The sequence below is a fragment of the Moorena sp. SIO3I8 genome (assembly GCF_010692325.1).
GTDB lineage: Bacteria > Cyanobacteriota > Cyanobacteriia > Cyanobacteriales > Coleofasciculaceae > Moorena.
This window is the reverse complement of the sequence record NZ_JAAHHW010000013.1, coordinates 34,730-61,584: the sequence shown is the minus strand read 5'-3', so window position 1 is coordinate 61,584 and position 26,855 is coordinate 34,730. Positions and strand designations below refer to the sequence as shown.

Sequence of the window (26,855 nt, the reverse complement as noted above, 5' to 3'; positions counted from 1 at the left end):
AATACCACAAGCAATTGACTATATACCAATTCTAAGTTATTCAAAAAATCTGTAAATATTAAAATCATTGCTGGGCAATGGTTATGGGGATTCGGCTAAGCCGAGGCTATCACGTTCGCTTCGGCCACTACATTTCACGAATCATTTAGCACTGCTATAGAGCAACTATCATTAACAAAAGATATAGTAGTTGTAAATTGGGTGAGATACTTTCGTCCTGGATTAATGGGAGGTTGTTCAACACATCTATCGGTAAAGCATAGATGCCCAAATGGTTAGCAATTGCCCGTTGGCGCGTAGGAATACGGGTCTGAATCGGTGAATTTAATACTCTTAGCTTATTTGTATTATTTGCTACTACCAGAGTGGTGGAACCACCCCCATCCAAATTGATGGCGCTATCGGCTCCTAATTCTTGAATAATACTAGTTAATTCAGCCAAAGTAACCCCTTCACTGTAAAAGCGCTGGCGACCATCAACAATAATTAACCACAAAGTTTTGCCTGATTTATCAATAGCCACAGCAGTGCGGGGATACAATAGTTTTTCATCTGTACTATCTCCCAATACTGCTGGCTTCCCTTCCTTTAGTAAAATTTCTCTACCCGCCAATCCCTCAGATGTGCCTAGAGGGCAACGGTTTTGATAGATTTGAACTTGGAGAAGCTTTGAAATACACAGCACTGAATAATTTTTTGATTTTGGAGGAGCATAGGATTTTCCATCAGAGATAACTTGCCCTTCTACTTTGACCGGATCACCAGATTTAGGATAGGAGTTAGGTGGATACTCCCGAAAAGGATAAAAGAAACTACCGTTGATAGCTAATTGTAAGTTAAACTCCCGCACAAATTCCGAAGTAGTCCGGGCAGCAAATTCGTTTTTATTGATGGTATTTCCTGGTGTTACTAATAGTTTAATTCCTGGTGCGGTTAGGTCTATGGTAACAGTATGTACTATGAGCGGACGGGGTGATTTGCGAGCATCTCTTTGATAAAAAATGCCTGGTAAAAGTTGTTGCTGCTTGTCGGTGGGAAGCGGACGCTTGAGCAGCAATCCGCAATAGATCAAAAGTGGCACGCTCACAATACTGATGCTGGTGATAACCATAATTCGCTTAAGTCTAGTTATATTTAATTTTTTCATGCTCTAAGCTATACCAAAGGGAACAGGGAACAGGGAACAGGGAACAAAAATTATCACAATTCATTTAGGATTGGTATATTGTGCATTTAAACTGTATTATATTAATGGGGTTTATTAACTACTATATTTTGGTATAAAATAGCTATAAAAATCATCAATTAATGGTGATATTTTTTTCCCTACTCCCTACTCCCTACTCCCTACTCCCTACTCCCTATTCCCTATTCCCTACTCCCTATTCTCTACCGGTAAAGCATAGATACCCAGATGGTTAGCAACTGGACGTTGGCGCGTAGGAATACGAGTCTGAATCGGTGAATTTAATACCCGTAACTTAGTCTTATTTGCTATTACGAGAGTGCTGGAACCACCCCCATCCAAATTGAGGGCGCTATCGGCTCCTAATTCTTGAATAATAGTAGTCAACTCAGCCAAACTAACTCCTTCGCTGTAAAATTGCTGGCGACCATCAACAATAATTAACCACAAAGTTTTGCCTGATTTATCAATAGCTACAGCAGTGCGGGGAGAGAATAGGTTCTCACCTCCACGACCTCCCAATACTGCTGGCTTTCCTTCTTTTAGTAAAATTTCTCTACCGGCTAGTCCCTCCGATGTGCCTGGAGGACAACGGCTTTGATAAATTTGAGCATAAATTTCAGCTTGGAGAAACTTTGAAATACAAAGCACTGAAGAAGTAGATTTTGGAGGCGCATAGGATTTCCCATCAGAGATAACTTGGCCTTGTACTTTGACCGGATCACCACTGTTAGGATAGGAATTCGGTGGATACTGCCGAAAAGGATAAAAGAAACTACCATTAATAGCTAATTGTAACTTAAACTCCCGCACAAATTCCGAGGTAGTCCGGGCAGCAAATTCGTTTTTATCGACTTTATTTCCTGGTGTTACTAACAGTTTAATTCCTGGTGCGCTTAGGTCTATGGTAACAGTATGTACCATCAGCGGACGGGGGGATTTCCGAGCATCTCTTTGATATACGATGCCTTGGAACAGTTGTTGCTGCTTGTCGGTGGGAAGCGGACGCTTGACCAGCAATCCGCCATAGATCAACAGTGGCACGCTCACAATACTGATGCTGGTGGTAAGCAGAATTCGCTTCAGTCTAGTTATAAATATTTTTTTCATGGTATAATAATAAGTTTATGGATAAAATCTTTAAGATTAATCCACCAACTTAACTTACCCCCCTGTCAATGGCAAATTGTCGTGACATTGGTGTGATTGCTGACTTACCTTGGTCGTGTAGGTATCTACCAGATCAGAAATCGACTATGACAGAATCAATTCGCTTCCTCATGTGTCCCCCTGACCACTACGATGTGGATTATGTGATTAATCCCTGGATGGAGGGAAATATTCACAAGTCATCGAGGGATCGCGCTGTAGAACAGTGGCAAAAACTGCACTATGTCATCAAAGAGCATGCCCTAGTCGATTTAGTTTCTCCTCAATCCGGTTGGCCAGATATGGTATTTGCAGCCAATGCCGGATTAGTCTTGGGCAAGAATGTAGTGCTTAGCCGCTTCCTCCACAAAGAGCGCCAGGGAGAAGAACCTTATTTCAAGCAATGGTTTAATGACAATGGCTACACTGTCTATGAACTTCCTCAAGACTTACCCTTTGAAGGAGCTGGGGATGCTCTGCTAGACCGGGAAGGGCGTTGGCTGTGGGCTGGCTATGGCTTCCGCTCAGAACTTGATTCCCATCCATACCTTGCTAAATGGCTAGATATTGAAGTTGTGTCCCTGCGCCTAATGGATCAACGTTTCTATCACTTGGACACTTGCTTCTGTCCCCTGAGTGGTGGCTATTTACTCTACTATCCCCCAGCATTTGATGCCTATTCCAACCGCTTAATCGAAATGCGGGTAGCACCGGAAAAACGAATCGCCATAGAGGAAGCTGATGCAGTGAACTTTGCTTGCAATGCGGTCAATATTGATCAACTTGTAGTGATGAACAAAGTTAGCGATCGCTTGAAAGATCGGCTCGGTCAAGCTGGGTTTGAGGTGATTGAAACCCCCTTGACGGAATTTCTCAAAGCTGGTGGTGCTGCTAAATGCCTAACCTTACGGGTAACTGAACCAGTCCGCAGTGAAATCCATGGCAATCAACCGGTTGAAAGTCGCATTATTCGTTTGGAAGGTCATTTGCTTGATTCTGGTATCATCAGCCGTGCCTTGGATTTAATTGTAGGAGGTGGGGGTAGCTTCCAGGTACTTAACTTCGACCTAGGAACACAGCGGCAAAGCACCTCTAATGCTGAACTGAAAGTCTCTGCACCAGATCATGAGGTGATGGCAGAGATTATGACTAAGCTGATTGATCTAGGAGCTGTCACTCCTGCCCAAGAGGTGTGTGATGCTAACTTGGAACCTGTTACTCAAGCAGGGGTTGCTCCTGATGACTTTTATGTTACTACCATTTATCCGACGGAAGTACGGGTAAATTGTGAGTGGGTGAAGGTACAACATCAACGCATGGATGGTGCGATCGCAATAACTGAAACCCCAGACGGTGTAATCGCTCGTTGTAAAGTGCTGCGGGATTTGGAAGTTGGAGAGCAGGTGATCGTGGGAGTAGAAGGAATCCGCACGGTGCGCAAAACTCAATCCCGTGAACAACGCAATCAGCAAGAATTTAGTTTTATGGCATCTGGGGTCTCTAGTGAGCGCCGGGTAGAATTAGTAGTCGAACAAATTGCTTGGGAGCTGCGCCAAATTCGGGACCAAGGGGGCAGAGTTGTAGTGACAGCAGGACCTGTGGTAATTCACACTGGCGGTAGTGAACATTTATCCAGTTTGATTCGACTTGGGTATGTTCAGGCGCTGTTAGGGGGAAATGCGATCGCAGTTCATGACATCGAGCAATCCCTGATGGGAACCTCTTTGGGTGTGGATATGAAACGAGGAGTAGTTGTCCATGGTGGACACCGACACCATCTCAAGGTAATCAATACTATCCGTCGCTGCGGTAGTATTGCCCAAGCTGTAGAACAGGGTGTATTAACTAAAGGGGTGATGTATGAATGCGTCCGCAATAACGTACCATTTGTCCTAGCTGGTTCCATCCGAGATGATGGTCCTCTGCCAGATACCCAGATGGATTTGATTAAAGCACAGCAAGACTATGCCAAGTTATTGGAAGGGACAGATATGATCTTGATGCTGTCTACTATGCTCCATTCTATTGGCGTCGGCAATATGACTCCAGCCGGAGTGAAGATGGTCTGTGTGGATATTAACCCCGCCGTAGTGACAAAATTAAGCGATCGCGGTTCAGTAGAATCGGTTGGTGTTGTTACTGATGTCGGTTTATTCCTTAGCTTGTTAGTGCAACAGTTAGATAAGTTAACCAGTCCTTATCTAGTCAAGTAATTAGTTTAACTGTTGAAGAATTAAGAATTAAGAATTAAGAATTAAGAATTCTACATTCTACATTCTACATTCTTAATTCTTCATTTATTACTAAATTATTAACTTGCTTTATAATCCATATTTTCATTGTCACTAGGAACCAAAACCCAGTCTGAGAGTCTTAGTTTCTGATAGGTTGCCCAGCCTTTAGAACCGCCAGGTACTGGATAATCTGGGACAGCATATTGGGGAAAAGCTGTGTACGGACGCCAAGCCTCATAAGGGGAAGTCCGCAAGTGCAACATTTTTGGTTCATTGCTACCAAAGCTCGATAACCAGCACATTTGTTTTACCATGGGATACTCCTTGATTGTGAATTAAAGCTAGAGAGCCTTGGTTAACTGACCATTTGAACAGTAAGTAGGTGAGAAATAACCCTGAATTGCTGATTTACTGAATTCATAGATAATTTAGCAATTCAGTCATGTTAAATGTATCTCTAGCTACCTACTTGATGCACTTAATAATGTTATTATGTCTCAGTCGCCTTGACTCTAACTGCTGTGTTTATTGTTTCTTCAGTAATTTAGCTGTGGATTCCGGATAATTGGGTTAAGCTAATCAGAATTTAATTGGCAAATTTACCGTATGAGGCAAAAGTAAGCATTTAGCGGTCAGCGGTCAGCGGTCAGCGGTCAGCGGTCAGCCGTCAGCTATCATGCTTAACATAAACCCAGGGTAGCTGCGCCGATTCGCAATAAATTAAACGAATGTTTACCTATGCAAGCTGATAGCTGATAGCTGATAGCTGATAGCACCTCAAGTAGCGTGCGCATAGCGCATAAGCTTACTTTCATCCCTTGCTCCCTGAGCTTACTCACTCCAAGGTGGAGGATTTCCGATTAAACTGTGCTTAACGAAATTCCTGAAATGAATTTCACGAATTGACATCTGTCTATAGAGCTCGCACAGAAGATTCTTTGCTTGTTCAAGGTCGAGATTTTGAATTTGCGTCTCAAAAACTTTAAGATTGAACTCCTGTTCTAGGGAAAATTCTATTGGTTGATGTTTTTCCATGATGATCTGACTCCTATAAATTTCCAGAAATTAGGGATTGGTTAGACCCCTCAACTCACGTTAATTACGAGTGGGTAACTTGACGCCTTAATTACTTATCACCTTGAGTTGGGATTTTTCTGCAAGGATTACTGTAAATAGGCTTTATACTAGTTATGATGGCAAAGTTTACGAGACTTTACAGTACCCTTGCGGGTACTTTGTATCCCACCCACACCTATCCTTAAGTATCACATCGGTAAAGCAACCAGAAAACGCGATTGACCGTAGGTCACGCTTTAGGCTTTGCCTACGCTGCGCGAACGCGAACGCGCTTCAGGGGATATCGAGAGAAGCCTGAGCACTGTCTTGATGCAAAGCGCGAGTGGGGGAAACCCCCTTTGGCCGACTGCATCCCTAAACCTCCAAGTAACGTAAGTAAAAATACTTAGCGGTAATCGATACTTTCAGAATAATTGGCAGACAAGAGCAGAATGCCTCAGTATTGATCTCAGTTTTTTGTTTCAGTTGTTTCAGTTATATGATCTCAATACATATATTCAAGGTAAATTGATGCCAGTTATAGAAGCTAAGACTTATATAGAATATCGGGACAATGGTTACTGGATTGCAGGCACACGAATTTCTCTAGACTCCGTTGTATATACTTTCCGCAACGGATTATCACCAGAAAGTATTGTTCAATCCTTCCCACTGTCAACCTTGAACAGGTTTACGGAGCGATCGCGTTCTACTTAGCTAATCGTGAGCAGATTGATACTTACCTCGCTTTGGAAGAGGAAGAGTTTGATGCCATGCCTCAACCATTACAAATCTCTGATCCGTCTTTGTATAACAAACTTATCTCACGATTATCCAAAAAACAGAGGCTGGGAGCATGAGCGTCTGGGTCTTTTAGTTTTTCCGTAAGCATATGCGCTACGCGCACGCTGCGCGAACAGCAGTCAGCGGTCAGCCGTGAGCCAAGGCCAATGGCCTTGGCCATTGGCTGATAGCAGCTGAATGATTACTGATAGTTAGGTTTTGTTAAAAAAACTATCAGTAAACTGTCGCAACCCGAAATACCATTTAACGACCGGGTCCTTTAAGTAAGGTTGTAGAAGTCTCATCTTCGTAGATTCTTCGTAGTATGCACTCGATGCAGCAGATTCAGAGGCAAGCAAACGGTCAATTACTTCTAGTATTTCTGGGGCTTGAGAATGCTCTGCCTGGAGATAATCGATAATATTGTAACGATACCAAGGAGCTACATTAGGTATTTGTCTAAGTTTCTCGCGAATACGATCCGCGACGACAAAATTATGCTTAGTGAATAAACGGTGCCAGTAATCTCTGGAATGAAGATTGATATGTCCATGGCCGCTCTGACTAGGAACTGCTGCTGAAAATACCACGATTGGCGCAACACTAGTCATCCAGCTGATTAGTATTGGAGATGTTTCAGGTTCTAGGTGTTCAGCAACTTCCAGAGAAATAGCAAGATCGAAATTCTGGTTGGAGAAACGATTAGCAATGGCTACTTCGTCATTTAGATCAAGTTTGTGAAATTCAATAGATGATTCTGAGAAATCAGGTTCCGAATAACCATCTACAGCTGTTACCTCTACACCCAATCTGGCCAGCTCTCTAGTAAGATGCCCAGGACCACACCCAAATTCTGCCACACGTTTTGGTTGATAAGTTTTAACGATTGTTGACGCTATAGCTTGATAATTGGTATCGAATATTTCACTAGTAAAATATTCTGAATTGTAATCAAATGCAGCCTGAGTCATAGAATTTATTTCAAAGTTATACGTGAGGTGAAACCGAGACATATCTTACATCAAACAAGTGATACTAGATAGCTCTGAAAATGGTTTTGAATTTACAGGCACTCAGTTGAGAAATTAAACAAGTTAGGGTAGCCCATATATCTATCAAGCAAATTGGCGAAGTTTATTTTACCATCAAAGCCAAAAGTCTTGAGTCCAGTAATAAAAGTTTACATTGTTATCCTATCGTTGTTGTCAACGGATGCAGTCGGCCAAAGGAGGTTTCCCTGATGAGCAACTACCAGTGCGGTCTTGGGGGTTTCCACGCCAGTCGCTCATCTGACTCCCCATCTCCCCATCTCCCCATCTCCCCTCTGTTTCCCTATTCCCTGTTACCTATTCAACAAAGCTTGCATTACTCCACAGTAGCTATCCATTCAGTAATCCCATCTGCGATCGCATTAGCCAATTGCCTTTGTTCTCGGGGATTGCTAATCCATTCAAACTCTACCGGATTAATCATAAATCCCAATTCCAATAGCACCGAAGGAGCTTTGTGAGGACGGGTTAGGGCGAGATTATTCCAAAATACTCCGTAGGATGGACGCCGGAGCTTTTGGACTAAATAATTATGCAAAAACACTGATAAATCGTGGGCTTGGGTATGATACCAAAACATTCCGATCCCAGCAGTATTAATAGCATCACCATAATCTGGTAGCGCATTGTAATGGATAGAAAGGGCAATCGTTGGTTCTAGTTCGTGAATCATATCCATCCGGTCTCGTAATGACACATCCTTGTCAGTTTCCCGTGTCATATATACCGTTGCTCCCCGTTGTACCAATTCCTTTTGCAACAGTTTCGAGACTACTAAATTAACATCCTTTTCTGGATACCCATTCGGTCCACTCGCTCCTGTTTCGGCTCCCCCATGTCCGGGATCGAGCAGTATCTTAATTCCTGCTAACCGCTGAGTCGATAGACCCAGTATTCCTCTACTGCTCAAGTTTGGTGGATGTCTCAAAGACAGAATGAGAGTAGTGCCTTCATACCTCAAGTCATACCCCCACTGCTGCTCAGATTTGAGTCTAAAATTATACTGCACCCGGTCTGGAGTCACTTGGTACCAGTCTAGGCGCTTAATCACTGGGTCATCATTTAGGAAAATTGTATCCGTTTGAGCGGTTAGATTATGTAGCGTTAGGGTAAAGGTTTTATCGGACTGCTGCACACTCACTGGTACTGGTATCTCTAGGGGAAAGAGAATTTCTGTTGCTCCAGGTACCTGTCGGGAGGTGATACTGCGAATAATAGACTTCGGCGGAGTTGCACCAGAAATTACCTTGGTTTCCTTCTGGCGAATCCAAGCACCATAATCAAGACGTAACCAGTCTCCTTGTTTACCAGTAACTGCTGCTCTAGTTCCCTTTGGTAAAGGCGTTAAGCGAGAATAGTTAGTACTCGGTCCAGTGCGGGCAACCCCAGCCTCTTCTATTACCTCTATTACCTCTAAGCGGTTAGGAGATAAAATTTCCACTGTACCTGTACCCCGCTGACTGACTCTCTCGCCATTGAGATTTAGTTGAAACACAGGGTTGCCAAAATTACCAGCTTGTGAAATTTCGGCACATCCCTGGTAGTTATTAATAGCTGCACGAGGTGTAGGTTGGTTTTGACCAGTCAATACGGCAAAATTAGACGGAAGTTGGACATCTTGGGATTGAGGGAGTAAGGAAATCCGTTGATTGCCCAGGGTCACAGAAACCCTAGCACGAGGGGATGCGATCGCACCAAAACAAATCTGTTCTCCAGGTAATCTAGCAATATCTGCTGCTGGGGTCAGGGAATCTTTGGCAAATCCCAAACCTTGTGGTAACTGTGGTTCAGTAGACAGCCGGGTTACGGTAACTTGAATTTCCTGGTTTAGATAGCGCAAGGTAAACCGATTTTCTCCCAGCTGCAAAGGGAAACTAGGAGCAAAATTCCCACTTTGGCTACGGGGGATAGGTTTACCATTGACCAACACCTCTGAAGTAGGGGCTGCAGTACCAATCAAGAAAATTTTCTCTGCAGTAGTTTTATGCTCACGGGGGGGATAGGCCAGGAAAAGGGGTTGCTCAGCCGAAACAGGTAAAACAGGTAATGTAATCACAGAAGCTAGTATTGCCCAACTCAGGATTTTTTGCATGCTTTCTCGTCAACAGCAGGATAGGTTACCAGTCAATAGCCCAATCTTACCAGCACTATCGCAATCTGATTTAGCCTGAGCTCGATATCAGCAACTATTGTCCCATTGAGTCGTGTCTAGCTAATCGTAGGGTGGGCAGTGCGTACCAAAGCACTTTGCAAGCTTCATTATCTGTCTGATGCACTGCCCACCCTACATGAACTGTCTAATCTCTAGTCTCTAATCTCTAGTGAGAGTAATTGATTTTCCCGGAATTTTTAACCAGAATTTGCGAAATAATCCACCAATCCTTCTGTGTACTCCCACTAACCTTGCTCAATTATTCTTTGGGGAGATGATAGTCAATGGTGCTAGGCATCCCTGGATTGAATGGTAAACTTTACCCATTAACCAAGAATTTCAACAGTTTCACCTCCAACAGTGTAAAATTCTAGTGTAAAATTCTAAGGCATCTTATATAGCAATTCTTACTGCGATACACTTAAGTGTTGCCCAGGTAAATTCCGGTTTCTATATTTGGATGGCTCTAACCCTAACATTTTCCTATAGCATTATTGTAGGAATTCCAAGTTATATGGAAAGAATCAATTAGATGTGGGCCTAGAGCAATTATTATTCTTTCACTAAATTACCCACTCATGCAATTTGTGAATGGTTTACATTTCCGTAATTTGCGCGGTGATGTCTTTGGTGGTCTGACTGCTGCAATTGTTGCACTACCATTAGCCCTAGCCTTTGGAGTATCCTCCGGTGCTGGGGCAATTCATGGTCTTTACGGCGCTATTTTTGTTGGTCTGTTTGCCGCTCTGTTTGGCGGTACTCCCTCTCAGATTTCTGGTCCCACTGGCCCGATGACCGTAGTGATGACAACGGTGTTTACGGCGCTAGTTGCTAAAAACCCAGAGAATGGTCTAGCGATGGCATTTACTGTTGTCATGCTAGGGGGGATATTTCAAATCTTATTTGGGGTGTTGCGGCTGGGTAAATATATTACCCTGATGCCCTACACAGTTATATCTGGCTTTATGTCAGGGATTGGTGTGATCATTCTGTTGTTACAGATTGGTCCATTTTTCGGGCATCCTAGTTCTGGGAATGTGGTGGAATCTGTCAGCAATTTTCCTACCTTTGTCGCTAATCCCCATTTTGCCGCTACCGGTCTAGCAATCCTGACTCTGGTGATTATGTTTGGATCACCTAGGAAGCTGAGTCGATTAATTCCATCCCCCTTGCTAGCACTGATAGTCTGTACGTTGATATCGGTTGTCTTTTTCCCAGACCTGCCAGACAGCGAGCTCAGACGGATTGGAGACATCCCCACAGGCTTACCCAAGCTATATTTGCCAGTCTTTAAGTTCAGCCAAATCAAAGACATGCTTGGCTATGGTCTAATGTTAGCCACCTTGGGAGCTATCGACTCTCTGTTAACGTCCATGGTTGCTGATAATATTACCCGTACCCAGCACGACTCTGACCGGGAATTAATTGGTCAGGGTATCGGTAATACGATTGCTGGCTTGTTTGGTGGGCTCCCTGGTGCTGGTGCTACCATGCGGACGGTAATCAATGTTAAGGCTGGTGGTCAAACCCCCCTTTCAGGCATGATTCATGCCCTAGTGCTGCTGGTGATTGTTGTGGGGGCGGGAAGCCTCACTGAAAGTATTCCCCATGCTGTCCTGGCGGGCATCTTGATTAAAGTAGGAATCGATATTATTGACTGGAGCTTCCTCAAACGAGCCCATCAAGTCTCCCTCAAGGCAGCAGCATTAATGTATTTAGTGTTATTCATGACTGTATTTGTTGACCTAATTACAGCCGTTGCCGTTGGGGTGTTCATTGCCAACCTGTTGACTGTCAAAAACCTCAGTGAGCTACAAATTAATCAAATCAAGGAAATTACTGCTCCTGATGATGGTGAAAAGAGTTTGAGCTATGAAGAAAAACAACTTCTGAAACAGGCTCGTGGTCGAATTTTCCTATTCCGTCTCGGCGGACCAATGAGCTTTGGTGCAGCCAAGGGTATCTCTCAGCGGATGGGGATGGTAGAAAAGTATGATGTCCTGATTTTAGATCTCAGCGATGTTCCCTTGTTGGGAGTGACCGCTTCTTTAGCGATAGAGACTATGGTTAAGGAGGCTCGTGACAAACGTCGTGATGTGTTTATCGTAGGTGCGACTGGTAGGGTTAATCAAAGGCTGGAAAAGTTGAAAATCCTGCAACTATTACCAGAAAGAAACCGAGTTAGCGATCGCATCGAGGCATTAGAGCAAGCAACTGCCTTGATTACGGGAGAGCAATCACATATCAATAGTGCTTTAGCCCAGGAAAATCCCATAGAGGTCAATAGCGCTGCCGCTAGTCTAGACCAAACTAAAAAATAAGTTGGTTTGGTTGTTTGTCAGAATGGTGAAGGCAGAATTAATAATGTAGAATGTAGAATGTAGAATGTAAAATTAATAATGTAGAATGCAGAATGTAGAATGTAGAATTCTTAATTCTTAATTCTTAATTCTTAATTCACCATTCTGGTTAATCTTCTAAAAGATTAGTCGGTAACCCATCTATACTCTCAATATTTTTGGCTTGCCAATAGTCGTGAATTCCCTGTTTTCCCTTCTTATTCGCCCACTTGAGCAGAGTTTCCCTCTCTCCTTTTAAGTCATACAAAGGTACACCATAACCACAGGAGGTTTGGGCAGATTCTACATTTAATACAATAATCTGTCTTTCCCCTGGTAGGCTATTGAATAGGGAGTAGACTGTTTCCCATTCCTTATCCCTAGGTCGAATTACCTGACCATGACCATAAAGGCGGAGAATTAATGGCTTTTCAGTGAAGCTACAAAACATAATTGTCATTCTGCCATTTTCCAGCAAATGAGCAGATGTCTCGTTACCGCTACCGGTTAAATCTAGATAAGCCACTGTTTTACTATCAATACACCGAAAGGTGTTAATACCTTTGGGGGATAGGTTAATACGACCTTGATGGGGGGCTGTGGCTGTAAAAAATATTTTTTGCTCCTCAATAAACTCTCTTAAATCTTGATTGATTTCTGAGTAAAACTTAGCCATAGATTACACCAGATTACTCTAGGACTATTGTACCATAAAAATAACCAAAATAATAGCAAAGGAAGTAGGGAGTAGGGAGTAGGGAGTAGGGAGTCGGGAGTCGGGAGTAGGGAATAGGGAGTAGGGAGTAGGGAGTAGGGAGTAGGGAGTAGGGAGTAGGGAATAGGGCATCAAAAATTATTAAAATTCCTACACGAATTGCTCAATAACCAATACAATAACCTCAAAAAACACGTTCGCGTAGCGTGGCCTACGGCCAATCGCGTAGCGGCTCTGAAAGAGCATCGCAGTTATCTGATAGCTGATAGCTGTAAGATAACTGCTGAACTATCTATAATAAGTTATCTGCAAATAACTATAAATTAAATTTTATTACCCCGATTCCCGATTCCCGATTCCCGACTCCCGACTACCGACTCCCGACTCCCGATTCCCGATTCCCGACTCCCGACTCCCTATTCCCTATTCCCTGTTCCCTCTTCCCTTTGGTATATTAACCTTGACACCGTTGGAGTCAAACCAGTGTCTAACGAAATAGAAGATATTCAGCCTGACCAGCACAACAGTTCTGAAGCTCAACTCTCCCCACAAGAACAGGGGCAACGACTCAAAGAATTAGCGCTAGTCTTTTTTAAATTGGGGACAATTGCCTTTGGTGGCCCAGCTGCTCACATTGCCATGATGGATGATGAAGTAGTGAAGCGACGACAGTGGATGAGTCATGAGAATCTGCTGGATCTACTGGGCGTTACCAATCTTCTTCCAGGCCCTAACTCTACAGAATTAGCGATTCACATCGGTTATGAGCGAGCAGGATGGCGAGGACTGTTTGTTGCTGGTTCTTGTTTTATCTTGCCAGCAATGGTGATTGTCTGGATAATGGCAGCAATTTATGCCCGTTACCAGAGTGTGCCCCAGGTAGAGTGGCTCCTCTATGGTATCAAACCAGTTATCATCGCTATTGTTTTACAAGCGTTATGGAAGTTGGGGAAAAAAGCAGCAAAAGATATTCCCACTACAGTAGCAGGAGTTGCAGCTACTATCGCTTTCTTCTTAGGTACCCATGAAATTCTCTTACTGCTGTTGGTGGGAGCTGCGGTAATGCTAGTCAAAACCCTGTGGCGTAGAGGAAATAACATCACAGGTGCTTTACTTGTGCCTTTCTCTAGTCTTTTAGCCCAGACCGGTGTACCATCCGCCGCTTCTATATCTTCTGCTAGTGTCTTCCTATTCTTCCTAAAAATTGGCTCCGTTCTATATGGTAGTGGTTATGTGCTGCTGGCGTTTCTACAGCAAGATTTAGTAGAGCGCCACCAATGGCTTACTTCCCAACAACTGCTTGATGCGATCGCAATCGGTCAAGTCACTCCCGGTCCTGTGTTTACCACTGCTACCTTCATTGGCTATCTCCTGAATGGTAATGTTGGCGCAATCGCTGCCACCGTTGGAATCTTCTTGCCTGCCTTTGTGTTAGTCGGAATCCTCAATCCTTGGGTGCCCAAGCTACGCCAATCCCCCTGGGCAAGTGGATTCCTCGACGGTGTTAATGCCGCTTCCTTAGGACTGATGACAGGAGTAACTTATATTTTAGCACGTACTGCTTTAGTGGATTGGTTAACCGTTATGGTGGCAATAACTAGTGCGGTGCTGGTATTTCGCTTTAAGGTAAATTCCCTATGGTTAGTGTTAATCGGCGGAATTATAGGATTAGTTTCACAATTATCCCGGTTTTCGATTGGGTTTTAGGGAATCAAGAATCGGGAATCGGGAATCGGGAATCGGGAATCGGGAATCGGGAATCGGGAATCGGGAATCGGGAATCGGGAATCGGGAATCGGGAGAATGAGGTAGACGAATTTTTTCTATTTTCCCTGTTCCCTTTGCTAAAGTAGTATATTTTACCCTAATGAGGTACACAGAATTTTTACCTTCTTCCCTGTTACCTTTTACGTGTTACCTGCTCCCTGCTCCCTGCTCCCTGCTCCCTGCTCCCTTTCCTAATAGTATTAGGCTTCTCCTTTAACCATGTTCACTAGAATCCCAATAATTTTATTAATATCACTAATATAATAGCTATCATTATCTATATAAGCAACATTTTTTTCAAGCTTAACAAATCTCCATTCATCTCCTGTTGTTACTGCACCATATACACAGGATAACTCATGACTTGCTTCTTGATTAAAAAGTTGAGCAGCATGCATTTCCGCAATACATTGACCTAAGCCAGAAATAATATTTTCATTCTTAGCTTCAACTATGGTAATTACCGGTAACTCTAAATATAACTGCTCTTCTGAACCGCTAATGATATAATCGCAAAATCCAGTTAAGCCTTTTTCCTTATCTACATTAAAATCAATCCCTGAGAATAGACTAATTTTTTGATCATAGGATTTTTCTTTAACTTCCAGTAAAATATTAATAATGATGAGTTCTGATCTAGCTTTTTCCGTATTAATGGCTAACGCTAAAGGAACATTTCTTTTTAAGGTCTGTGCGAGATAATCACTGATTTTAATTTCTTCACTATTGGAAAATAGTGACTGATCCTCCACAGTCTGGATATTGAAGTCAAGCTTGACTTTCTTGAGAGTAAAGTCACTGTATGCCACGTAAGTCTCCTGATTTTGAGCCTAAGAATAAGGCGCTCGGGTGCATGGGTGTTGTTATGCGGCGGATTGGTGCTTTCGATTATACCAAGCATTTACGTCTGCGATTATCTGGCTAACCTGCTCCTGATCCAGGGAACGCCATTGATTGTTTTCAAGAGTATAAAGGCTCTGGTTGGATTCACTTGGATACTTCAACCATCGGTAATAGCCCCTGTCATCGTCCATAGTGAAAAACAATACACATACCGGGAAGGGCAAATCTTGAAAGTACTTCTTTTCTTGGTCAGACAAAACTAATGAAGCTTCTTGCTGTATGTCGTTGAAAGCTTTGTCTCGACCTTTGATGTGAACACCAAAAACCCTTCCTGTCGGTAATTTATCCTGTAGTATTGTTACCAACATATCTAGCCCATAATCAGCTTTCATCCTTTCCACAACTAGATCGTGGCTACGTGTCAAGTATACTATTGCCAGATGTTCAGCACGCTCACCAATGAAATAATCTAAATCTCGCTTCATTACTGCCTCCACTTCGGATCACAAAAGGCTGACCGGAATGCTGGGTAGGTGGGAGAAGTCCAGTAGGCTACCACCTCATCCCATAGTAGCGCTAATGCATCTGGATTGAGAGGATAGTCAGTACATAGACTTGAAAGTCCTGTTTGACATTCCCCATTAGCTGACACAATGTAACCTCGCTCTCTTGATTCATCGATACCAACAATATAGGTTGGAGCAGGGTAAGCAGCAAGACGCTTGATATCAGTGGCTGTAACTTGAACTTTTAGCCGATGCTCTTTTACAGTGTAACCCTCATATGTTGACTTAACTTGCACAAAGAAAAAAGGTATCAAAGACTCATCATGAAAGAGTTCTACATAAAAGTCTATAGTCCGCTTCTTTTCCCCAAGAAATCGTGGATGATCGAATAGGTAACCGCGCGTTGGATGCTTACGTGTTATGATAACTATAAAAATAGATTCGCCTCGTTGTCCAATAACTTCTCTTTTGTCCACTAATCGTTGGCATCAGAATACTTCCCTAAAAGTATAACTCCAGAGCGTTTCTAAATTAAATGTAAACCTAGGAGATATTTTTTTACTTCCAATAACACTTCGTACATAATAAACAAGGGATCTAGCAAGTCGCTATGAATTTGCTATACAACCTATTGCGATGAAAAACACTCACCATGCCAAGAAGACAGAATTGTTGATTAGCCGAAATTTCGATTGGTTTTCAGCTTAGTTATTCAGCTATCAGCCATTGGCGGTAGCTTCTTTCAATACAATTTGATACTCAGCTCTGAGTTCAGCACGATTGGTCTTAATGTAGGCCAGAGCAGCATTAATTTGTTCCTCGGTAAAGTTGAATCGTCGAGCATTACCCATTGGAGTTAGGTTGCTCCGATTCCAACAGTTGAGCGAGTTGATTAGCGGCTTGATGAGAGTTAAGGGGCGACCAAACTGGATAGGTAGCTCCTGGTTCTAAGGTAGGTTCCTCTTTCCTAGCTAGCTCTGCTACCAAGAACTTGGATAACTTTTAGTTTGTCTGCACGGTTTAAATCTCTCAAAGTAGGAAATAACTCCACTACTGTCATAGGAAATAGAGAAATGCTTAACTTGTTCAATTCTCTCACACTCCTTTAAATTGGAGCATACTTTTCTACAATTGATAGCGAGTAATTTGTTATGGTAGGGTTTAACGACTGACTTACAACAAACCTAATTTTTGAAGTCGAGAGCGAATTGCACTAAGTTGTCTTTGGAACTTGGTTGGGATTGACCTTGGCCAAAAGGCCACGCTTCCGCGCTTGTGCGATCGCATTAGTTGGTTGCTGCTGAGCAAAACGATTCGGCTTTGCCTTGTGATAGTCAAACTGGTACTCAGGTAGCATCTCATCATCAAAGTCTGGTGTTTTGTTCATAAATCCGATGCTGAAAGTCGTCCTTCAAGTAGCCAAATCAGCTGACCTTAAAATCAGAAATCGTCTCAATCCACACCCTAGCCCCACAATGTAAAGGATCATCTGGACGATACATCACCCGACAGGGGCCATTAACTTCTACCGTATGACCATAAATATTTTTAGAACCCCGTTTGACCGTTATCACAGGGTTGCGCTCCCCGCTCTTGAGATTTTGGCGAATTACCTTCTGATTAACGTGAATCACAGCCTTAGTGTACTCCGTGCGCTTTGACCAATTCCGCTTCGGTCCGCGAGTACCAGGGGTGACCACCGGCATACCGTCAAACAGAGGAATCACCCAAGTTCTACCCACCTTATAAGCCCCCTTCACTCTGCCCTTGCTCAGCAGGAAACGGACACGAGTGGCAGAAACACCTAGTAATTCAGCAGCTTGGGCGGTAGAAATCATCATGGCGGTAAAACCATTGCTTTAACGATACTGTTATTTTAACACAAGTTCTCAGAAGATGCAAGGGGTTAGAAAAACTATTGCATTCACACTATCTATTAGAGTGTGGTAAGGGTGTAAAACACTTAAAGCGTGGAAAGTGTGGTAGATATGGGGCGGTGGCGTGGCAGATGGGAAGATTGTTATTAAGGGTTATCATCCAGACATCAGATCAGTTCAGTGGTTAAAAAAAACTATTGCACTGACGCACTAATGGGTTATAGCAATCCCAAATTATCTGTACCTCATAGCTATGAGAAACGCTATAATAGTAAGTATTCAGCTGTCAGCTGTCAGCTTTGTGGCACAGGCCACAAGCGCTGTGACTTTACTCATAGCTATGAGAATTGCTATATAGTAATTTAGTTTAATGTACGGATACTTAAAAACCTCCGTGATTCTTACAAAAACTATAAAATAATGAACAAATAATGAGTAATAGTGACTTGTATAATCAGGATTTTGTTCTGTGGACTGATCTAACTTGTCAGCAACTTAAAACAAGAAACTTTGATGAGTTGGACATAGAGAATTTAATTGAGGAAATAGCCACCTTGGGGCGAACAGATAAACGAGAGATTCAGAGCCGACTTAAGGTTTTAATGGAACACTTGCTTAAAAGGCAGTACGTGAATTCAGAGCCTGATTATCGAGGTTGGGAAAAAACGATCAATGAGCAGAGAGAACAGATTAATCTTTTGTTGTCTGAATCTCCCAGTCTCAAGCCTTATCTTGAATCGGTCTTTTCCGATTGCTACAGATATCCACTCTTTGTGGTTAGCAAGGATTATCCATCTACTTGCTTCCCCCAGGATTGTCCTTTTACCTCTGATATTCTAGATCAAGATTAATCTTGTGGCATAACTACCACCAATTACTACTTTTGTCTATCGATATAGCGTTCCTCGCACTTATGAGGTACAGTATTCTTTCACCCCTTTGGGTAATTAAAAATTAAAAATTAAAACTTCAAAATAAAGAAAAGAAGAAACTTTGAATTGGAGCGTTCGCGTTTGGCCTACGGCCACGCTACGCGATCGCACCAAATACAACTACTCCCTACTCCCTATTCCCTGTTCCCTGTTCCCTATCTCCCGACTCCCGACTCCCGACTCCCGATTCCCGATTCCCAATTACCGATTACCAATAGTTTCTTTAAAAGCTGGACGTTCAGACAAACGCATCAGATAATCAGCAACAGCTGGATACTCTTTAAAATCAAAATTTACCAGTATTTTGGCATAAGCCAAATAAGACCCTACTGCAATATCCGCCACACTAAAGTTATCCCCTAACAAAAATGTTTTATCCGTTAATAGCTCATTTAGTGGCTTCAATAAACTGGGCGCTTCTTTCTCCCGTCTATCTTCCAAAAACAATCCTGGTCCTAAGGTAGCATTAGCAAACAACACCCACTGCACAATCTCTGATTGTTCTTCCAGAGAACTAGGGGTTTCTCCATACTTATTAGCTAAGTAAACCAAAATCGCTCCCGACTCCCAAAGTTTAAAGTCCCCATCCACAATTGCTGGCACTTTACCCATCGGATTAATCGACAGGTATTCCGGCTGTTTATGCTCTCCAGCTTTCATATCCAGCAAGATATACTCATAGGGCACTCCCAACTCCTCAAGATACCACTGCACAATCGCAGCTCGGCTCCGAAGACCACTATAAAGTTTTAGTTGTGGAGACGATTGACTGACTTGAAAATTTTCTTGACTACTGAATTCTGACTCTTGAGTAGGATAAGACATTGTTCTAGATCTAGATTCGTTTACCTTAGGAGTATTACAGCTGTTTTCAGATGAATCGACTTCACTACCTTTAGCTGCAAGCCCCCTAAATCCCCCAATTATGATACCGCTGGCGAAATTAATATTTGTTTAGACATAGGTCAACCGGTCGGCCCAAGAGCAGCAAAACGAGAACATCGGGTAGCTGCAAATGGAACTCCCTGCCACCAATTAACCAAACGCACAATANGACGAGGGTCTTCGAGCTCTGCAAAGGCTTCTATAATTGCGATTTGAGACACAAGAGTAGATGGATTAGACTAAATTTGCGCTCAATTATACCATATCTTGTTTATATTTAGAATGAAATAGCCCTGGACTTCAGCTGCACCTAAATTTCCCTTAAAAAGGGGGACTTCAGCTGCACCTAAATTTCCCTTAAAAAGGGGGACTTCAGCTGCACCTAAATTTCCCTTAAAAAGGGGGACTTCAGCTGCACCTAAATTTCCCTTAAAAAGGGGGACTTCAGCTGCACCTAAATTTCCCTTAAAAAGGGGGACTTCAGCTGCAATATCAAACCTGCTCCTAAATGACTAGCTTACTTTTACCAAAACTAAATTATCTTCTTCCTTTGTTTCATAGCTTGTCAAGGGTTTGTCTGCAGGTCCTTTCGTTACTTTGCCATCTAAATCAAATTTAGAACCGTGGCAAGGACAGTTAAATATTTTATCCTCTTGCTTCCAATCCACGCTACAGCCTTGGTGAGTACACCTAGGGTTTACGGCAACAAGACTATTGTTGCTCAGATTACGCACGACTAGAATATCTGCTATCTTGTCGCTAATTTTGCCTTTTTCTTCTAACTCCTGCACTGTGCCAACGGCTTGGAATCCATCCTCTCGCACCGACTTATCAATCTTAGGGCTTTCCTTTTCTGTTGCTTGTGGCGGACTTGGCTCAGGACTACAGGCAGCTAATGCTACTGGTAGATAAGTAGCTAATGCACCAACACCAAACCAGCCCATAAATTTACGACGATCCATAGTATACCTCTACCTGGAAAACGATTTATTTTAATAATAAACCATAATTAACAATTAATTATATTATCTCTCAATCTAGGAATTTTTAATCGAAAACATGACCAGCTAAATTAGGTTGATAATTTCTTCCTCATTAGTTGGTATTATGCATTTTTAGTTGGTTTTAATTAATTTTAATTATCTTTAGCCATAACTGGTTGATTTTGACTCCATTGTTTCACTATATTTTTACTAGATTTAGAGAGCAACCAACGGTTATATCTGGTAGCTGCAGCTGCTACAAATAATAAGTCTAAACCAACTAGGGTCCCGACAATCAATTCTGAGCCACCAGTACTAAATCCATAACTGTGTAAACCAGTACCGAGAACAAAGTTAACGCCATACCAAGCCATCAACACAGCATTAAAACAAACTACACTAATGACTGCCATCCCAAAGTCTGCTAACCATCCTACCAGACGACCATGTAAGGGGACTATGTAACACATTAGGGCAATCAACGCCCAGGTTTCTTTGGGGTCCCAACCCCAGAAGCGACCCCAGGAGAAGTGAGCCCAGATGCCACCGAGAATAATGCCAGTAGTGAGCAGTAAAACACCAATTTGTAGGACTCGATAGTTGAATTTTGATAGATAGGAAATTCGTTGAAAGGATTGGGGAGCAACTAGATAATGTCCGAGAATAATATGTCCTAATCCCATTGCTAATGCAAAACTAGCATAGCTGAGGGTAATGGTGGGAACGTGGATACTTAGCCAGAAGTTGTCTCGTAGTACTGGTACAAGGGGGGCAATACTTGGATCTAGCACGGCTGGAAGACTGTCTGCTAGAAGAAGACAAAGGATTGATAAAGGAGCAGCGGCTAACAGATAGTATTTTGCCCGGTAGATTAGCTCAAATACTAGGGCGATGGCGGCTATCCCAAATCCAACCCACACTACGGATTCATACATATTGGTGACTGGGGGACGTCCGGCAATTTCCATGCGGGTGATAAAGCCGTAGCCTTGGATGAAAAGACCTGTGAGGAAAATTCCTACTGCACCTGAGTAGAGGTCGAATTGTTTGAAGGATAATCCTAATAACAGGACTAGTAATGCGATCGCATAAATTTTCCAGGCTTTACTAAAGGGGCGAAAACTAGAGAAGTTAACTTCCCGTTGCAGCAAGGAATCCTTGGGGTAAATTTCAGGGCTAAGAGCGGCTAACTGCTGATGTAGTGTTTCCGCGACTTGCCCAACTTCAACATTAGTCAGTAGGGGATCTAAACGATAGGCTTGTTTGAGTGTTTGGTAACTTTGCTGTAGAGGGGTAATTTGTTCGTTGGTGTAATACTGTTGCGATTGAGGTATGCTTACCCAAGTCCCTTTACTATTGCTGGGATGGGGAACTAGGGGTAGGGTATCAGTACCTACCGTGCGTAACATTAATGCCAGTCTGTCTTCTATTGTCAGGGCTTCTCGTTCGTCTCTAGTTAGCTCAATGTTGTCCGCTTCTTTTTGATTGGCTTCCAGAACGATGGCACCTAGGTTGGAACTGACTAATTCTGCGAAGGAGAAGTATTTTCGTTCTAGGTCAAGACCAATTTTTTCTTTAAGGGGGCGGTAGGTCAGTAGAATGAAGGGTTCTTGGTTCCAGTCTCGGTTATTAAACCATAGGGATAGGTAGGTTTGGAGATAGTTGAGGGTTTGATTGTTTTCTAGGCGGTAGTTAGTGGAACCGTGGATTTTGGCTACGGTTTCTCGGGCTACGGTGTCTAAGGGTTTTTTGCGCCCATCAAGTTGGACGGCTAGGGTTTGTAAGGGGTCTAGGGGTGATGGTTGGAGTTGGGTTGGAGGTATGATCAGGATTACGATTCCGAGACAAAGTCCGATCAGGAGTTGGAGTGGTTTCATCAGAGGACAGGAGTAAACGCTAAACAGAAGTAAACGCTAATCTGAACTAGAACAAAGTATGCTAGGGAGAATGATAGTACAAGGGAACTCCGGACTCCTCTGGCTGGCGGCGCAGTTTTTTAGCTATCCCTCGACCATAGAACATGATGGTGATGCCACTGATTACTAGACCAGAGCCTGTCCAAGTTAAAGCAGTTACCCAGGCTGGTTCTCGCTTGATTTGTAGGGTTGATTGTTTTAAGTCACCGGGATTCCAAGAAGCTTGGGCTATTTTCCAGCCTTGATACCAGGTTGGATGGTTCATCCAAACGTTGCGGTGGGAGATGACATGGTGATCCCGGTCTTCGATCCGGATTTTGCTAGTCCACATAGCAACGGAATCACTGCCTTCATTGCGTTCAACGATGAAGTCTTCTAATGCGATCGCAAACGGCAGTTGCAATAGTTTGGGACTAAAGGCAGCAAAGATTTCTCCTGTTGGTTCGTTAATCGTAGTCGGTTCGCCCCAGGGTAACCAGGTTTGGGTTCCGGTTTCGGTGCTGACTAATAAAGCTGGTACTCCCTTAACGCTTGGGTCAAATACAGGTATGACCTGACGATTGATTTTGCCATGGGGAATATACTCGTCTAGGGTAATTTGGAAGTCTGCCCAACCGGGACTTACAGCTTTTCCAACCTCTAAAGTCCCAGATTTAAATCCTTTCGAGGAATGGGCAGCGTAGAATAGCTGACCTGATTGAGTCACGATCACCCGGAAATAATCCTGTGATTCCTGGGGTTGAATGTTATAGCTAATCTCAATTCCTTCTAGGGGTTTTCCTGATACCACTGAACGAATTGGGGGAAAGTTTTCCTTTCCAAACACAAACCAGCGTTCAAGCCCTTCTGGTGTGGATACCTCCAACTGTACTGCGGGATTTCTCAGTTGTTGGGAGGCCGTGGTCGGTTGGTTTTTGGCGTCTAGTCGGAAATCCGGCCAAAAATCGACGACTTTGACTGAGGAGTCTGGGGCTTGGGATGACAGAGCTTGTTTTATATCGATAATCTCTGTATTTATATTGTCCCTTTCTTTTGAAGTTACCTTGATGCTACCCCAAGGACTCAAGTTTTGTTCTTGAGGGGGGGATAGCAGAGATTTTCCTTTTCCTGTCGCTACCGTATCAACCTGAATGATTTCTAATTCAGCTGGCCCAATCCCTACTTTGCTATAGGCTACTGGGGCTACAGCTATATACCGCTCTAGGGTTTGCCCCATGCGATCGCTTTTCAAGCGTAATCGCACTGCTGGATTATCTACTGCTAGATTATCTGCCGTTGCCCCTTCGGTAAAACTAACTGTTTTGATGGTGTTGTCGCTGTAGCCTACCAAAGACAGTTTACCAATTTGCTTGGGGATGACTGAACCATCTGGCTTGATCAATACATCAGTTTGCTGCAACTGTGATGATGGTGTCATCACTTCCACAAATTCCCCTTCAACCCGAATCTGATTGTTGGAACCCGTATCGGTGCGCAAAGGTAACATGCCCTCTACACCTAAGTGGATTACAGCCGCTGAACCAGCGATAATTACGATGATACCAAGATGGGTCAGAGCAAAGCCGATTTTACGGGCACCTCGCCAGGGATAGCGATACAGAGCTGAGACCGCTAAGTTGAGGGCTAGTAGGAACATTAAGGCCCCAAACCACGGACTTTTGTAAATCTCTTGTTGCACGGTAGTTGACCCTACCTGAGATTCGTAAAACGTCGCCCCAATTAAGATAGCGACAATCATACTAAGTAAAGGGACAGCTAGTTTAATCGAGCCAATAAATTTTAAGGTATGCTCAAGCATATAGCAATCCTAGGTTATTTTTGAACATACTGGTCAATCTTGGAAGCACATAACATGGTTCAGTAACTAGAAGGTAATTATGAATAGTTTTTACCAATAATTTATAACTTATCTCTATATAATAATATACCCTGGTATCAAACAATTTTATCAACAGAAGCTCTTTCCTAAATTATGTTTTTTTTCGCTTTTTTCAAACTAAGCGATCGCTTTTACCAAAACGCCTTAACGTCATCTACAATTACCATTAATTTAAATTAATACTGTATTCATTTATACATTTAGCAATTTTTTAATCTTAAAGGTGTAGTCAATTAGCCTACTAAATTAAACATTACTCAACTATTCCGTAAACGCGATCGCTAACATCAGACTTCGATACTGGCCATATTACGGTCTGTCTACAATCTCCCATCTGTAAGGAATTGTCACTAACACCAGACCGAATCCAGATCACGTTTGAGGTTATCTATGCTGTTGTACACTAGTCCATCTAGCCAACTGACCACAACCAATCCTGAGGAACTCCTGAAGCGATATTCTAGGGGAGAACGGGATTTTCGGGGCATAAATCTGAGTGAGGAAATGTTGAGTTGGGTAGATCTTGAGGGGATAAATCTTAGTGGTGCTCAGCTTTATGTATCTATTTTAGAAGGGGTTAACCTTACCGAAGCGAACCTTACTAGAGCTAACCTCAGTTGGATAGACTTAACTGCAGCTACTTTAATCAAGGCAAATTTGACTGAAACTAACTTACACAAAGCCGATTTGCGTGGAGCAGATTTGAGTGGTGCTAATCTTCAAGGAGCAGATTTGAGTGGTGCTAACCTTCAGGGTGCGGATTTGAGTGGTGCTAACCTTCAGGGAGCGGACTTAACTAGTGCAGTCATGTCTCGTAGTTTTGATATCGGTATCTTAAAGTTGGCAGCTTTCTAGACAGATATTATTTAAGGTTGTGTTGTTGTTCGCGTAGCGTGGCCGAACGCGCCCCGCGTGGCCTAAAGGCCAAAAGGCCAAGGTTGAAGGTTGAAGGTTGAAGGGTTGAAAGTTGAAGGGTTGAAGGTTGAAAGTTGGTTTGTTTAAAGTTTAATAACCTGTAACTTTATAACCTGTAACTTTATAACCTGTAACTTTATAACCGGCAACTTGTAACTCCTTGTAACAGCTTGTAATCTATGGTCATCCTGTTTTCAGGATAATAGCTCTTGCAACACTTTAGTGATAATTGTTTCAGGGATTTTCCCAACTAGGATTTCTGTCTCTTGCTGATTACTGTCTAGAAATGTGAATTGAGGCACACCAGTCACTCGGTATTTTTCAATGGGTTTAGCCCACTGGGGGTCATCTACATTTAGCATCACCCAATTGACACTTTCTCCATACTGTTGGTGTACTTTATTTAGTATGGGAGCCATGGATTGACAAGTGTTACACCAGTCAGCGTAAAATTCTATTAAAGTGGGCTTATTATTGCTCAAAGCAACTTCATAAGGTAGGGATTGCTTTGCCATTGTCTTGATTAGAGCTAACCCAGCCACGGTCGAAGTGCTAAGGATAGATAGATCAGAACGAGTTAGGAAAAATGTTCCAGCTGCGAATACAACAGTGATTATTCCTACAACAATGCTGAGTTTTGCCCTGAGTTTTCCTTTCTCACTATTCATTATAGTATTTCTCAATTGGGTGATGTCTAAATTTCTGGGTTGTAGGGAGCAGGGAGCAGGGAGCAGGGAGCAGGGAGCAGGGAATAAAATTTAGATATACCTGACTAGACTAGGAAACGCTATATTTATTGATATAGTATTTACCAATATATTATCATGAAATAAAATACTGAATTATCATAATACCAAAAAATAATCGTATCTCTTTACTACTGTTGCCTATTGCCTGTTGCCTATTGCCTGTTGCCTATTGCCTGTTGCCTATTGCCTGCTCCCTATTCCCTATTCCCTATTCCCTATTCCCTATTCCCTATTCCCTATTCCCTATTCCCTATTCCCTATTCCCTATTCCCTATTCCCTATTCCCTATTCCCTATTCCCTGTTCCCTGTTCCCTATTCATTGATAGTAATAGGCCAGAAATATGTGAAATCCTAGCATCACAAAGAATACACTGACTAGAAAGATATGGGTGGATAGCCAGATAGAGCGTAGATTACGAATTAGGGGGCCTTTAGATATACCCGGTAACATCGTGCCAATGCCATCCTTTGCTGGCACCCAACCAAAATATTTTCTAGGAGATTCTAGCACCCCGGTTTCCGCCACAACACCGACTAGAGCCGATAGGGTTACACCAAAAAATACCCACAAAAATATAGAATTAAAATTCTTACCCGTCGCCCCAATGGTATGAATTAATGTTGTTCCTAAAAGGGCGACTCCCAAAAAGATATGTAAACTCCGCCACAGCTGCATAGAACCAGGAATAGTCAACTTAATCATCCAGCCACGACTACGCTTTCTAGCCGTTAGTACCATCTCAAACAAGACAAAGGCTAGGGATAGATAACCGGTAATTTGCTTATAAAGTTCCCCTTGTAAAAGCTGATACCATTTAAAATAATTGTCCCGCAGCATCGGTAGATAAAGGGGACTGAGGGCAAAGGGAGTCAGAATTACCACACAGATGAAGGTGAGGATGATTAAGGTAGAAAATTTGGGCTTCATAACATAGTGGC

32 protein-coding genes are annotated in these 26,855 nt (G+C 42.8%); 10 read left to right on the top strand and 22 right to left on the bottom strand.

All coding sequences use genetic code 11. The features are described from left to right. Positions 1–154: 154 nt before the first annotated feature. Both F6K51_RS07495 and F6K51_RS07490 read right to left on the bottom strand, forming a co-directional pair. Positions 155–1,111 carry a phosphodiester glycosidase family protein gene (locus F6K51_RS07495; RefSeq protein ID WP_293019277.1) on the bottom strand — a complete coding sequence of 319 codons (957 nt, stop codon included), beginning with the start codon at positions 1,109–1,111 and terminating at the stop codon, positions 155–157. Between the two features lie 264 nt (positions 1,112–1,375). Continuing rightward, positions 1,376–2,296, bottom strand: a complete 921-nt coding sequence (locus F6K51_RS07490) for a phosphodiester glycosidase family protein (protein ID WP_293019276.1) — start codon at positions 2,294–2,296, stop codon at positions 1,376–1,378. Between the two features lie 146 nt (positions 2,297–2,442). Between F6K51_RS07490 and F6K51_RS07485 the strand changes: the two genes are divergently transcribed. Beyond that, positions 2,443–4,548 (top strand): TIGR00300 family protein, encoded by a 2,106-nt coding sequence (locus F6K51_RS07485; RefSeq protein WP_293019306.1) that lies wholly within the window; start codon positions 2,443–2,445, stop codon positions 4,546–4,548. A gap of 98 nt (positions 4,549–4,646) precedes the next feature. Here the strand turns inward: F6K51_RS07485 and F6K51_RS07480 are convergent, their stop codons facing one another. After that, positions 4,647–4,883 carry a hypothetical protein gene (locus tag F6K51_RS07480; protein WP_293019275.1) on the bottom strand — a complete coding sequence of 79 codons (237 nt, stop codon included), beginning with the start codon at positions 4,881–4,883 and terminating at the stop codon, positions 4,647–4,649. A 517-nt stretch (positions 4,884–5,400) separates the two neighbouring features. Then, positions 5,401–5,604, bottom strand: a complete 204-nt coding sequence (locus tag F6K51_RS07475; RefSeq protein WP_075903326.1) for an NblA/ycf18 family protein — start codon at positions 5,602–5,604, stop codon at positions 5,401–5,403. 552 nt (positions 5,605–6,156) lie between these two features. On the opposite strand from F6K51_RS07475, the gene F6K51_RS07470 reads away from it, so the two are divergent. Then, the gene (locus F6K51_RS07470) at positions 6,157–6,342 is read left to right on the top strand and encodes a DUF433 domain-containing protein (RefSeq protein WP_293019273.1); all 186 of its coding nucleotides are present in this window, start codon (positions 6,157–6,159) and stop codon (positions 6,340–6,342) included. A 278-nt stretch (positions 6,343–6,620) separates the two neighbouring features. Here F6K51_RS07470 and F6K51_RS07465 read toward each other — a convergent pair whose 3' ends face one another. Together F6K51_RS07465 and F6K51_RS07460 are read right to left on the bottom strand one after the other, a co-directional pair. Next, entirely contained in the window at positions 6,621–7,379 is a 759-nt protein-coding gene (locus tag F6K51_RS07465; protein ID WP_293019272.1) for a methyltransferase domain-containing protein, read from the bottom strand. Positions 7,380–7,773: 394 nt separating this feature from the next. Further along, the gene (locus F6K51_RS07460; RefSeq protein ID WP_293019271.1) at positions 7,774–9,549 is read right to left on the bottom strand and encodes an N-acetylmuramoyl-L-alanine amidase; all 1,776 of its coding nucleotides are present in this window, start codon (positions 9,547–9,549) and stop codon (positions 7,774–7,776) included. Between the two features lie 229 nt (positions 9,550–9,778). Here F6K51_RS07460 and F6K51_RS07455 point away from each other — a divergent pair, with 229 nt between their 5' ends. The 3 genes from F6K51_RS07455 (at position 9,779) to F6K51_RS07450 (ending at position 11,930) form a co-directional block, all read left to right on the top strand. Continuing rightward, positions 9,779–9,925, top strand: coding sequence for a hypothetical protein (locus tag F6K51_RS07455; RefSeq protein WP_293019270.1), 147 nt, complete (start codon positions 9,779–9,781; stop codon positions 9,923–9,925). An 81-nt stretch (positions 9,926–10,006) separates the two neighbouring features. After that, complete coding sequence (locus F6K51_RS38340; RefSeq protein ID WP_364305972.1) at positions 10,007–10,141, top strand: sodium-dependent bicarbonate transport family permease; 135 nt, start codon at positions 10,007–10,009, stop codon at positions 10,139–10,141. A gap of 46 nt (positions 10,142–10,187) precedes the next feature. Then, a complete protein-coding gene (locus F6K51_RS07450) occupies positions 10,188–11,930 on the top strand; it encodes a SulP family inorganic anion transporter (RefSeq protein ID WP_293019269.1) in 1,743 nt (580 codons plus the stop codon). A gap of 148 nt (positions 11,931–12,078) precedes the next feature. On the opposite strand, the gene F6K51_RS07445 is transcribed toward F6K51_RS07450, so the two are convergent. Together F6K51_RS07445 and F6K51_RS07440 are read right to left on the bottom strand one after the other, a co-directional pair. After that, positions 12,079–12,624 (bottom strand): pyridoxamine 5'-phosphate oxidase family protein, encoded by a 546-nt coding sequence (locus tag F6K51_RS07445; protein WP_293019268.1) that lies wholly within the window; start codon positions 12,622–12,624, stop codon positions 12,079–12,081. 24 nt (positions 12,625–12,648) lie between these two features. Beyond that, entirely contained in the window at positions 12,649–12,795 is a 147-nt protein-coding gene (locus F6K51_RS07440; protein ID WP_293019267.1) for a hypothetical protein, read from the bottom strand. A 351-nt stretch (positions 12,796–13,146) separates the two neighbouring features. Between F6K51_RS07440 and F6K51_RS07435 the strand changes: the two genes are divergently transcribed. Next, positions 13,147–14,370 carry a chromate transporter gene (locus tag F6K51_RS07435; RefSeq protein ID WP_293019266.1) on the top strand — a complete coding sequence of 408 codons (1,224 nt, stop codon included), beginning with the start codon at positions 13,147–13,149 and terminating at the stop codon, positions 14,368–14,370. On the opposite strand, the gene F6K51_RS07430 is transcribed toward F6K51_RS07435, so the two are convergent. The 8 genes from F6K51_RS07430 to F6K51_RS07395 all read right to left on the bottom strand — a co-directional run bounded on the left by F6K51_RS07430 (position 14,344) and on the right by F6K51_RS07395 (position 17,620). Further along, the gene (locus F6K51_RS07430) at positions 14,344–14,541 is read right to left on the bottom strand and encodes a hypothetical protein (protein WP_293019265.1); all 198 of its coding nucleotides are present in this window, start codon (positions 14,539–14,541) and stop codon (positions 14,344–14,346) included. The genes F6K51_RS07435 and F6K51_RS07430 overlap by 27 nt on opposite strands. An 89-nt stretch (positions 14,542–14,630) precedes the next feature. Next, complete coding sequence (locus F6K51_RS07425; RefSeq protein WP_293019263.1) at positions 14,631–15,239, bottom strand: hypothetical protein; 609 nt, start codon at positions 15,237–15,239, stop codon at positions 14,631–14,633. A gap of 54 nt (positions 15,240–15,293) precedes the next feature. After that, positions 15,294–15,758, bottom strand: a complete 465-nt coding sequence (locus F6K51_RS07420; protein ID WP_293019261.1) for a DUF4365 domain-containing protein — start codon at positions 15,756–15,758, stop codon at positions 15,294–15,296. Continuing rightward, the gene (locus tag F6K51_RS07415) at positions 15,758–16,255 is read right to left on the bottom strand and encodes a DUF4365 domain-containing protein (protein WP_293019259.1); all 498 of its coding nucleotides are present in this window, start codon (positions 16,253–16,255) and stop codon (positions 15,758–15,760) included. The genes F6K51_RS07420 and F6K51_RS07415 overlap by 1 nt, the downstream gene beginning before the upstream one ends. Before the next feature lie 243 nt (positions 16,256–16,498). Beyond that, the gene (locus F6K51_RS07410) at positions 16,499–16,630 is read right to left on the bottom strand and encodes a hypothetical protein (RefSeq protein ID WP_293019258.1); all 132 of its coding nucleotides are present in this window, start codon (positions 16,628–16,630) and stop codon (positions 16,499–16,501) included. Further along, positions 16,623–16,766 carry a hypothetical protein gene (locus F6K51_RS07405; RefSeq protein WP_293019256.1) on the bottom strand — a complete coding sequence of 48 codons (144 nt, stop codon included), beginning with the start codon at positions 16,764–16,766 and terminating at the stop codon, positions 16,623–16,625. Before F6K51_RS07405 ends, F6K51_RS07410 begins: the two co-directional genes overlap by 8 nt. Positions 16,767–16,992: 226 nt before the next feature. Further along, positions 16,993–17,166 (bottom strand): hypothetical protein, encoded by a 174-nt coding sequence (locus tag F6K51_RS07400; protein ID WP_293019254.1) that lies wholly within the window; start codon positions 17,164–17,166, stop codon positions 16,993–16,995. Between the two features lie 37 nt (positions 17,167–17,203). Beyond that, a complete protein-coding gene (locus tag F6K51_RS07395; RefSeq protein WP_293019253.1) occupies positions 17,204–17,620 on the bottom strand; it encodes a helix-turn-helix domain-containing protein in 417 nt (138 codons plus the stop codon). A gap of 467 nt (positions 17,621–18,087) precedes the next feature. On the opposite strand from F6K51_RS07395, the gene F6K51_RS07390 reads away from it, so the two are divergent. Together F6K51_RS07390 and F6K51_RS07385 are read left to right on the top strand one after the other, a co-directional pair. After that, positions 18,088–18,507, top strand: a complete 420-nt coding sequence (locus F6K51_RS07390) for a DUF29 domain-containing protein (protein ID WP_293019251.1) — start codon at positions 18,088–18,090, stop codon at positions 18,505–18,507. Positions 18,508–18,649: 142 nt separating this feature from the next. Next, the gene (locus F6K51_RS07385) at positions 18,650–18,847 is read left to right on the top strand and encodes a hypothetical protein (RefSeq protein WP_293019249.1); all 198 of its coding nucleotides are present in this window, start codon (positions 18,650–18,652) and stop codon (positions 18,845–18,847) included. On the opposite strand, the gene F6K51_RS07380 is transcribed toward F6K51_RS07385, so the two are convergent. The 4 genes from F6K51_RS07380 to F6K51_RS07365 form a co-directional block, all read right to left on the bottom strand. Then, positions 18,790–19,413, bottom strand: a complete 624-nt coding sequence (locus F6K51_RS07380; protein WP_293019248.1) for a glutathione S-transferase family protein — start codon at positions 19,411–19,413, stop codon at positions 18,790–18,792. The genes F6K51_RS07385 and F6K51_RS07380 overlap by 58 nt on opposite strands. Positions 19,414–19,985: 572 nt before the next feature. Beyond that, positions 19,986–20,435, bottom strand: coding sequence for a Rieske (2Fe-2S) protein (locus F6K51_RS07375; RefSeq protein ID WP_293019247.1), 450 nt, complete (start codon positions 20,433–20,435; stop codon positions 19,986–19,988). Between the two features lie 173 nt (positions 20,436–20,608). Continuing rightward, positions 20,609–22,333 carry a cytochrome c biogenesis protein CcsA gene (ccsA, locus tag F6K51_RS07370; protein ID WP_293019245.1) on the bottom strand — a complete coding sequence of 575 codons (1,725 nt, stop codon included), beginning with the start codon at positions 22,331–22,333 and terminating at the stop codon, positions 20,609–20,611. A 61-nt stretch (positions 22,334–22,394) separates the two neighbouring features. Further along, positions 22,395–24,170 carry a cytochrome c biogenesis protein ResB gene (locus F6K51_RS07365; RefSeq protein WP_293019243.1) on the bottom strand — a complete coding sequence of 592 codons (1,776 nt, stop codon included), beginning with the start codon at positions 24,168–24,170 and terminating at the stop codon, positions 22,395–22,397. A 471-nt stretch (positions 24,171–24,641) separates the two neighbouring features. Here F6K51_RS07365 and F6K51_RS07360 point away from each other — a divergent pair, with 471 nt between their 5' ends. Further along, positions 24,642–25,106 carry a pentapeptide repeat-containing protein gene (locus tag F6K51_RS07360; protein WP_293019241.1) on the top strand — a complete coding sequence of 155 codons (465 nt, stop codon included), beginning with the start codon at positions 24,642–24,644 and terminating at the stop codon, positions 25,104–25,106. Positions 25,107–25,360: 254 nt separating this feature from the next. Here F6K51_RS07360 and F6K51_RS07355 read toward each other — a convergent pair whose 3' ends face one another. Then, positions 25,361–25,834, bottom strand: coding sequence for a thioredoxin domain-containing protein (locus tag F6K51_RS07355; RefSeq protein WP_293019239.1), 474 nt, complete (start codon positions 25,832–25,834; stop codon positions 25,361–25,363). A 222-nt stretch (positions 25,835–26,056) separates the two neighbouring features. Between F6K51_RS07355 and F6K51_RS07350 the strand changes: the two genes are divergently transcribed. After that, complete coding sequence (locus F6K51_RS07350) at positions 26,057–26,239, top strand: hypothetical protein (protein WP_293019238.1); 183 nt, start codon at positions 26,057–26,059, stop codon at positions 26,237–26,239. Here the strand turns inward: F6K51_RS07350 and F6K51_RS07345 are convergent. Continuing rightward, positions 26,233–26,844, bottom strand: coding sequence for a hypothetical protein (locus tag F6K51_RS07345; RefSeq protein WP_293019236.1), 612 nt, complete (start codon positions 26,842–26,844; stop codon positions 26,233–26,235). The genes F6K51_RS07350 and F6K51_RS07345 overlap by 7 nt on opposite strands. Positions 26,845–26,855: the final 11 nt, after the last annotated feature.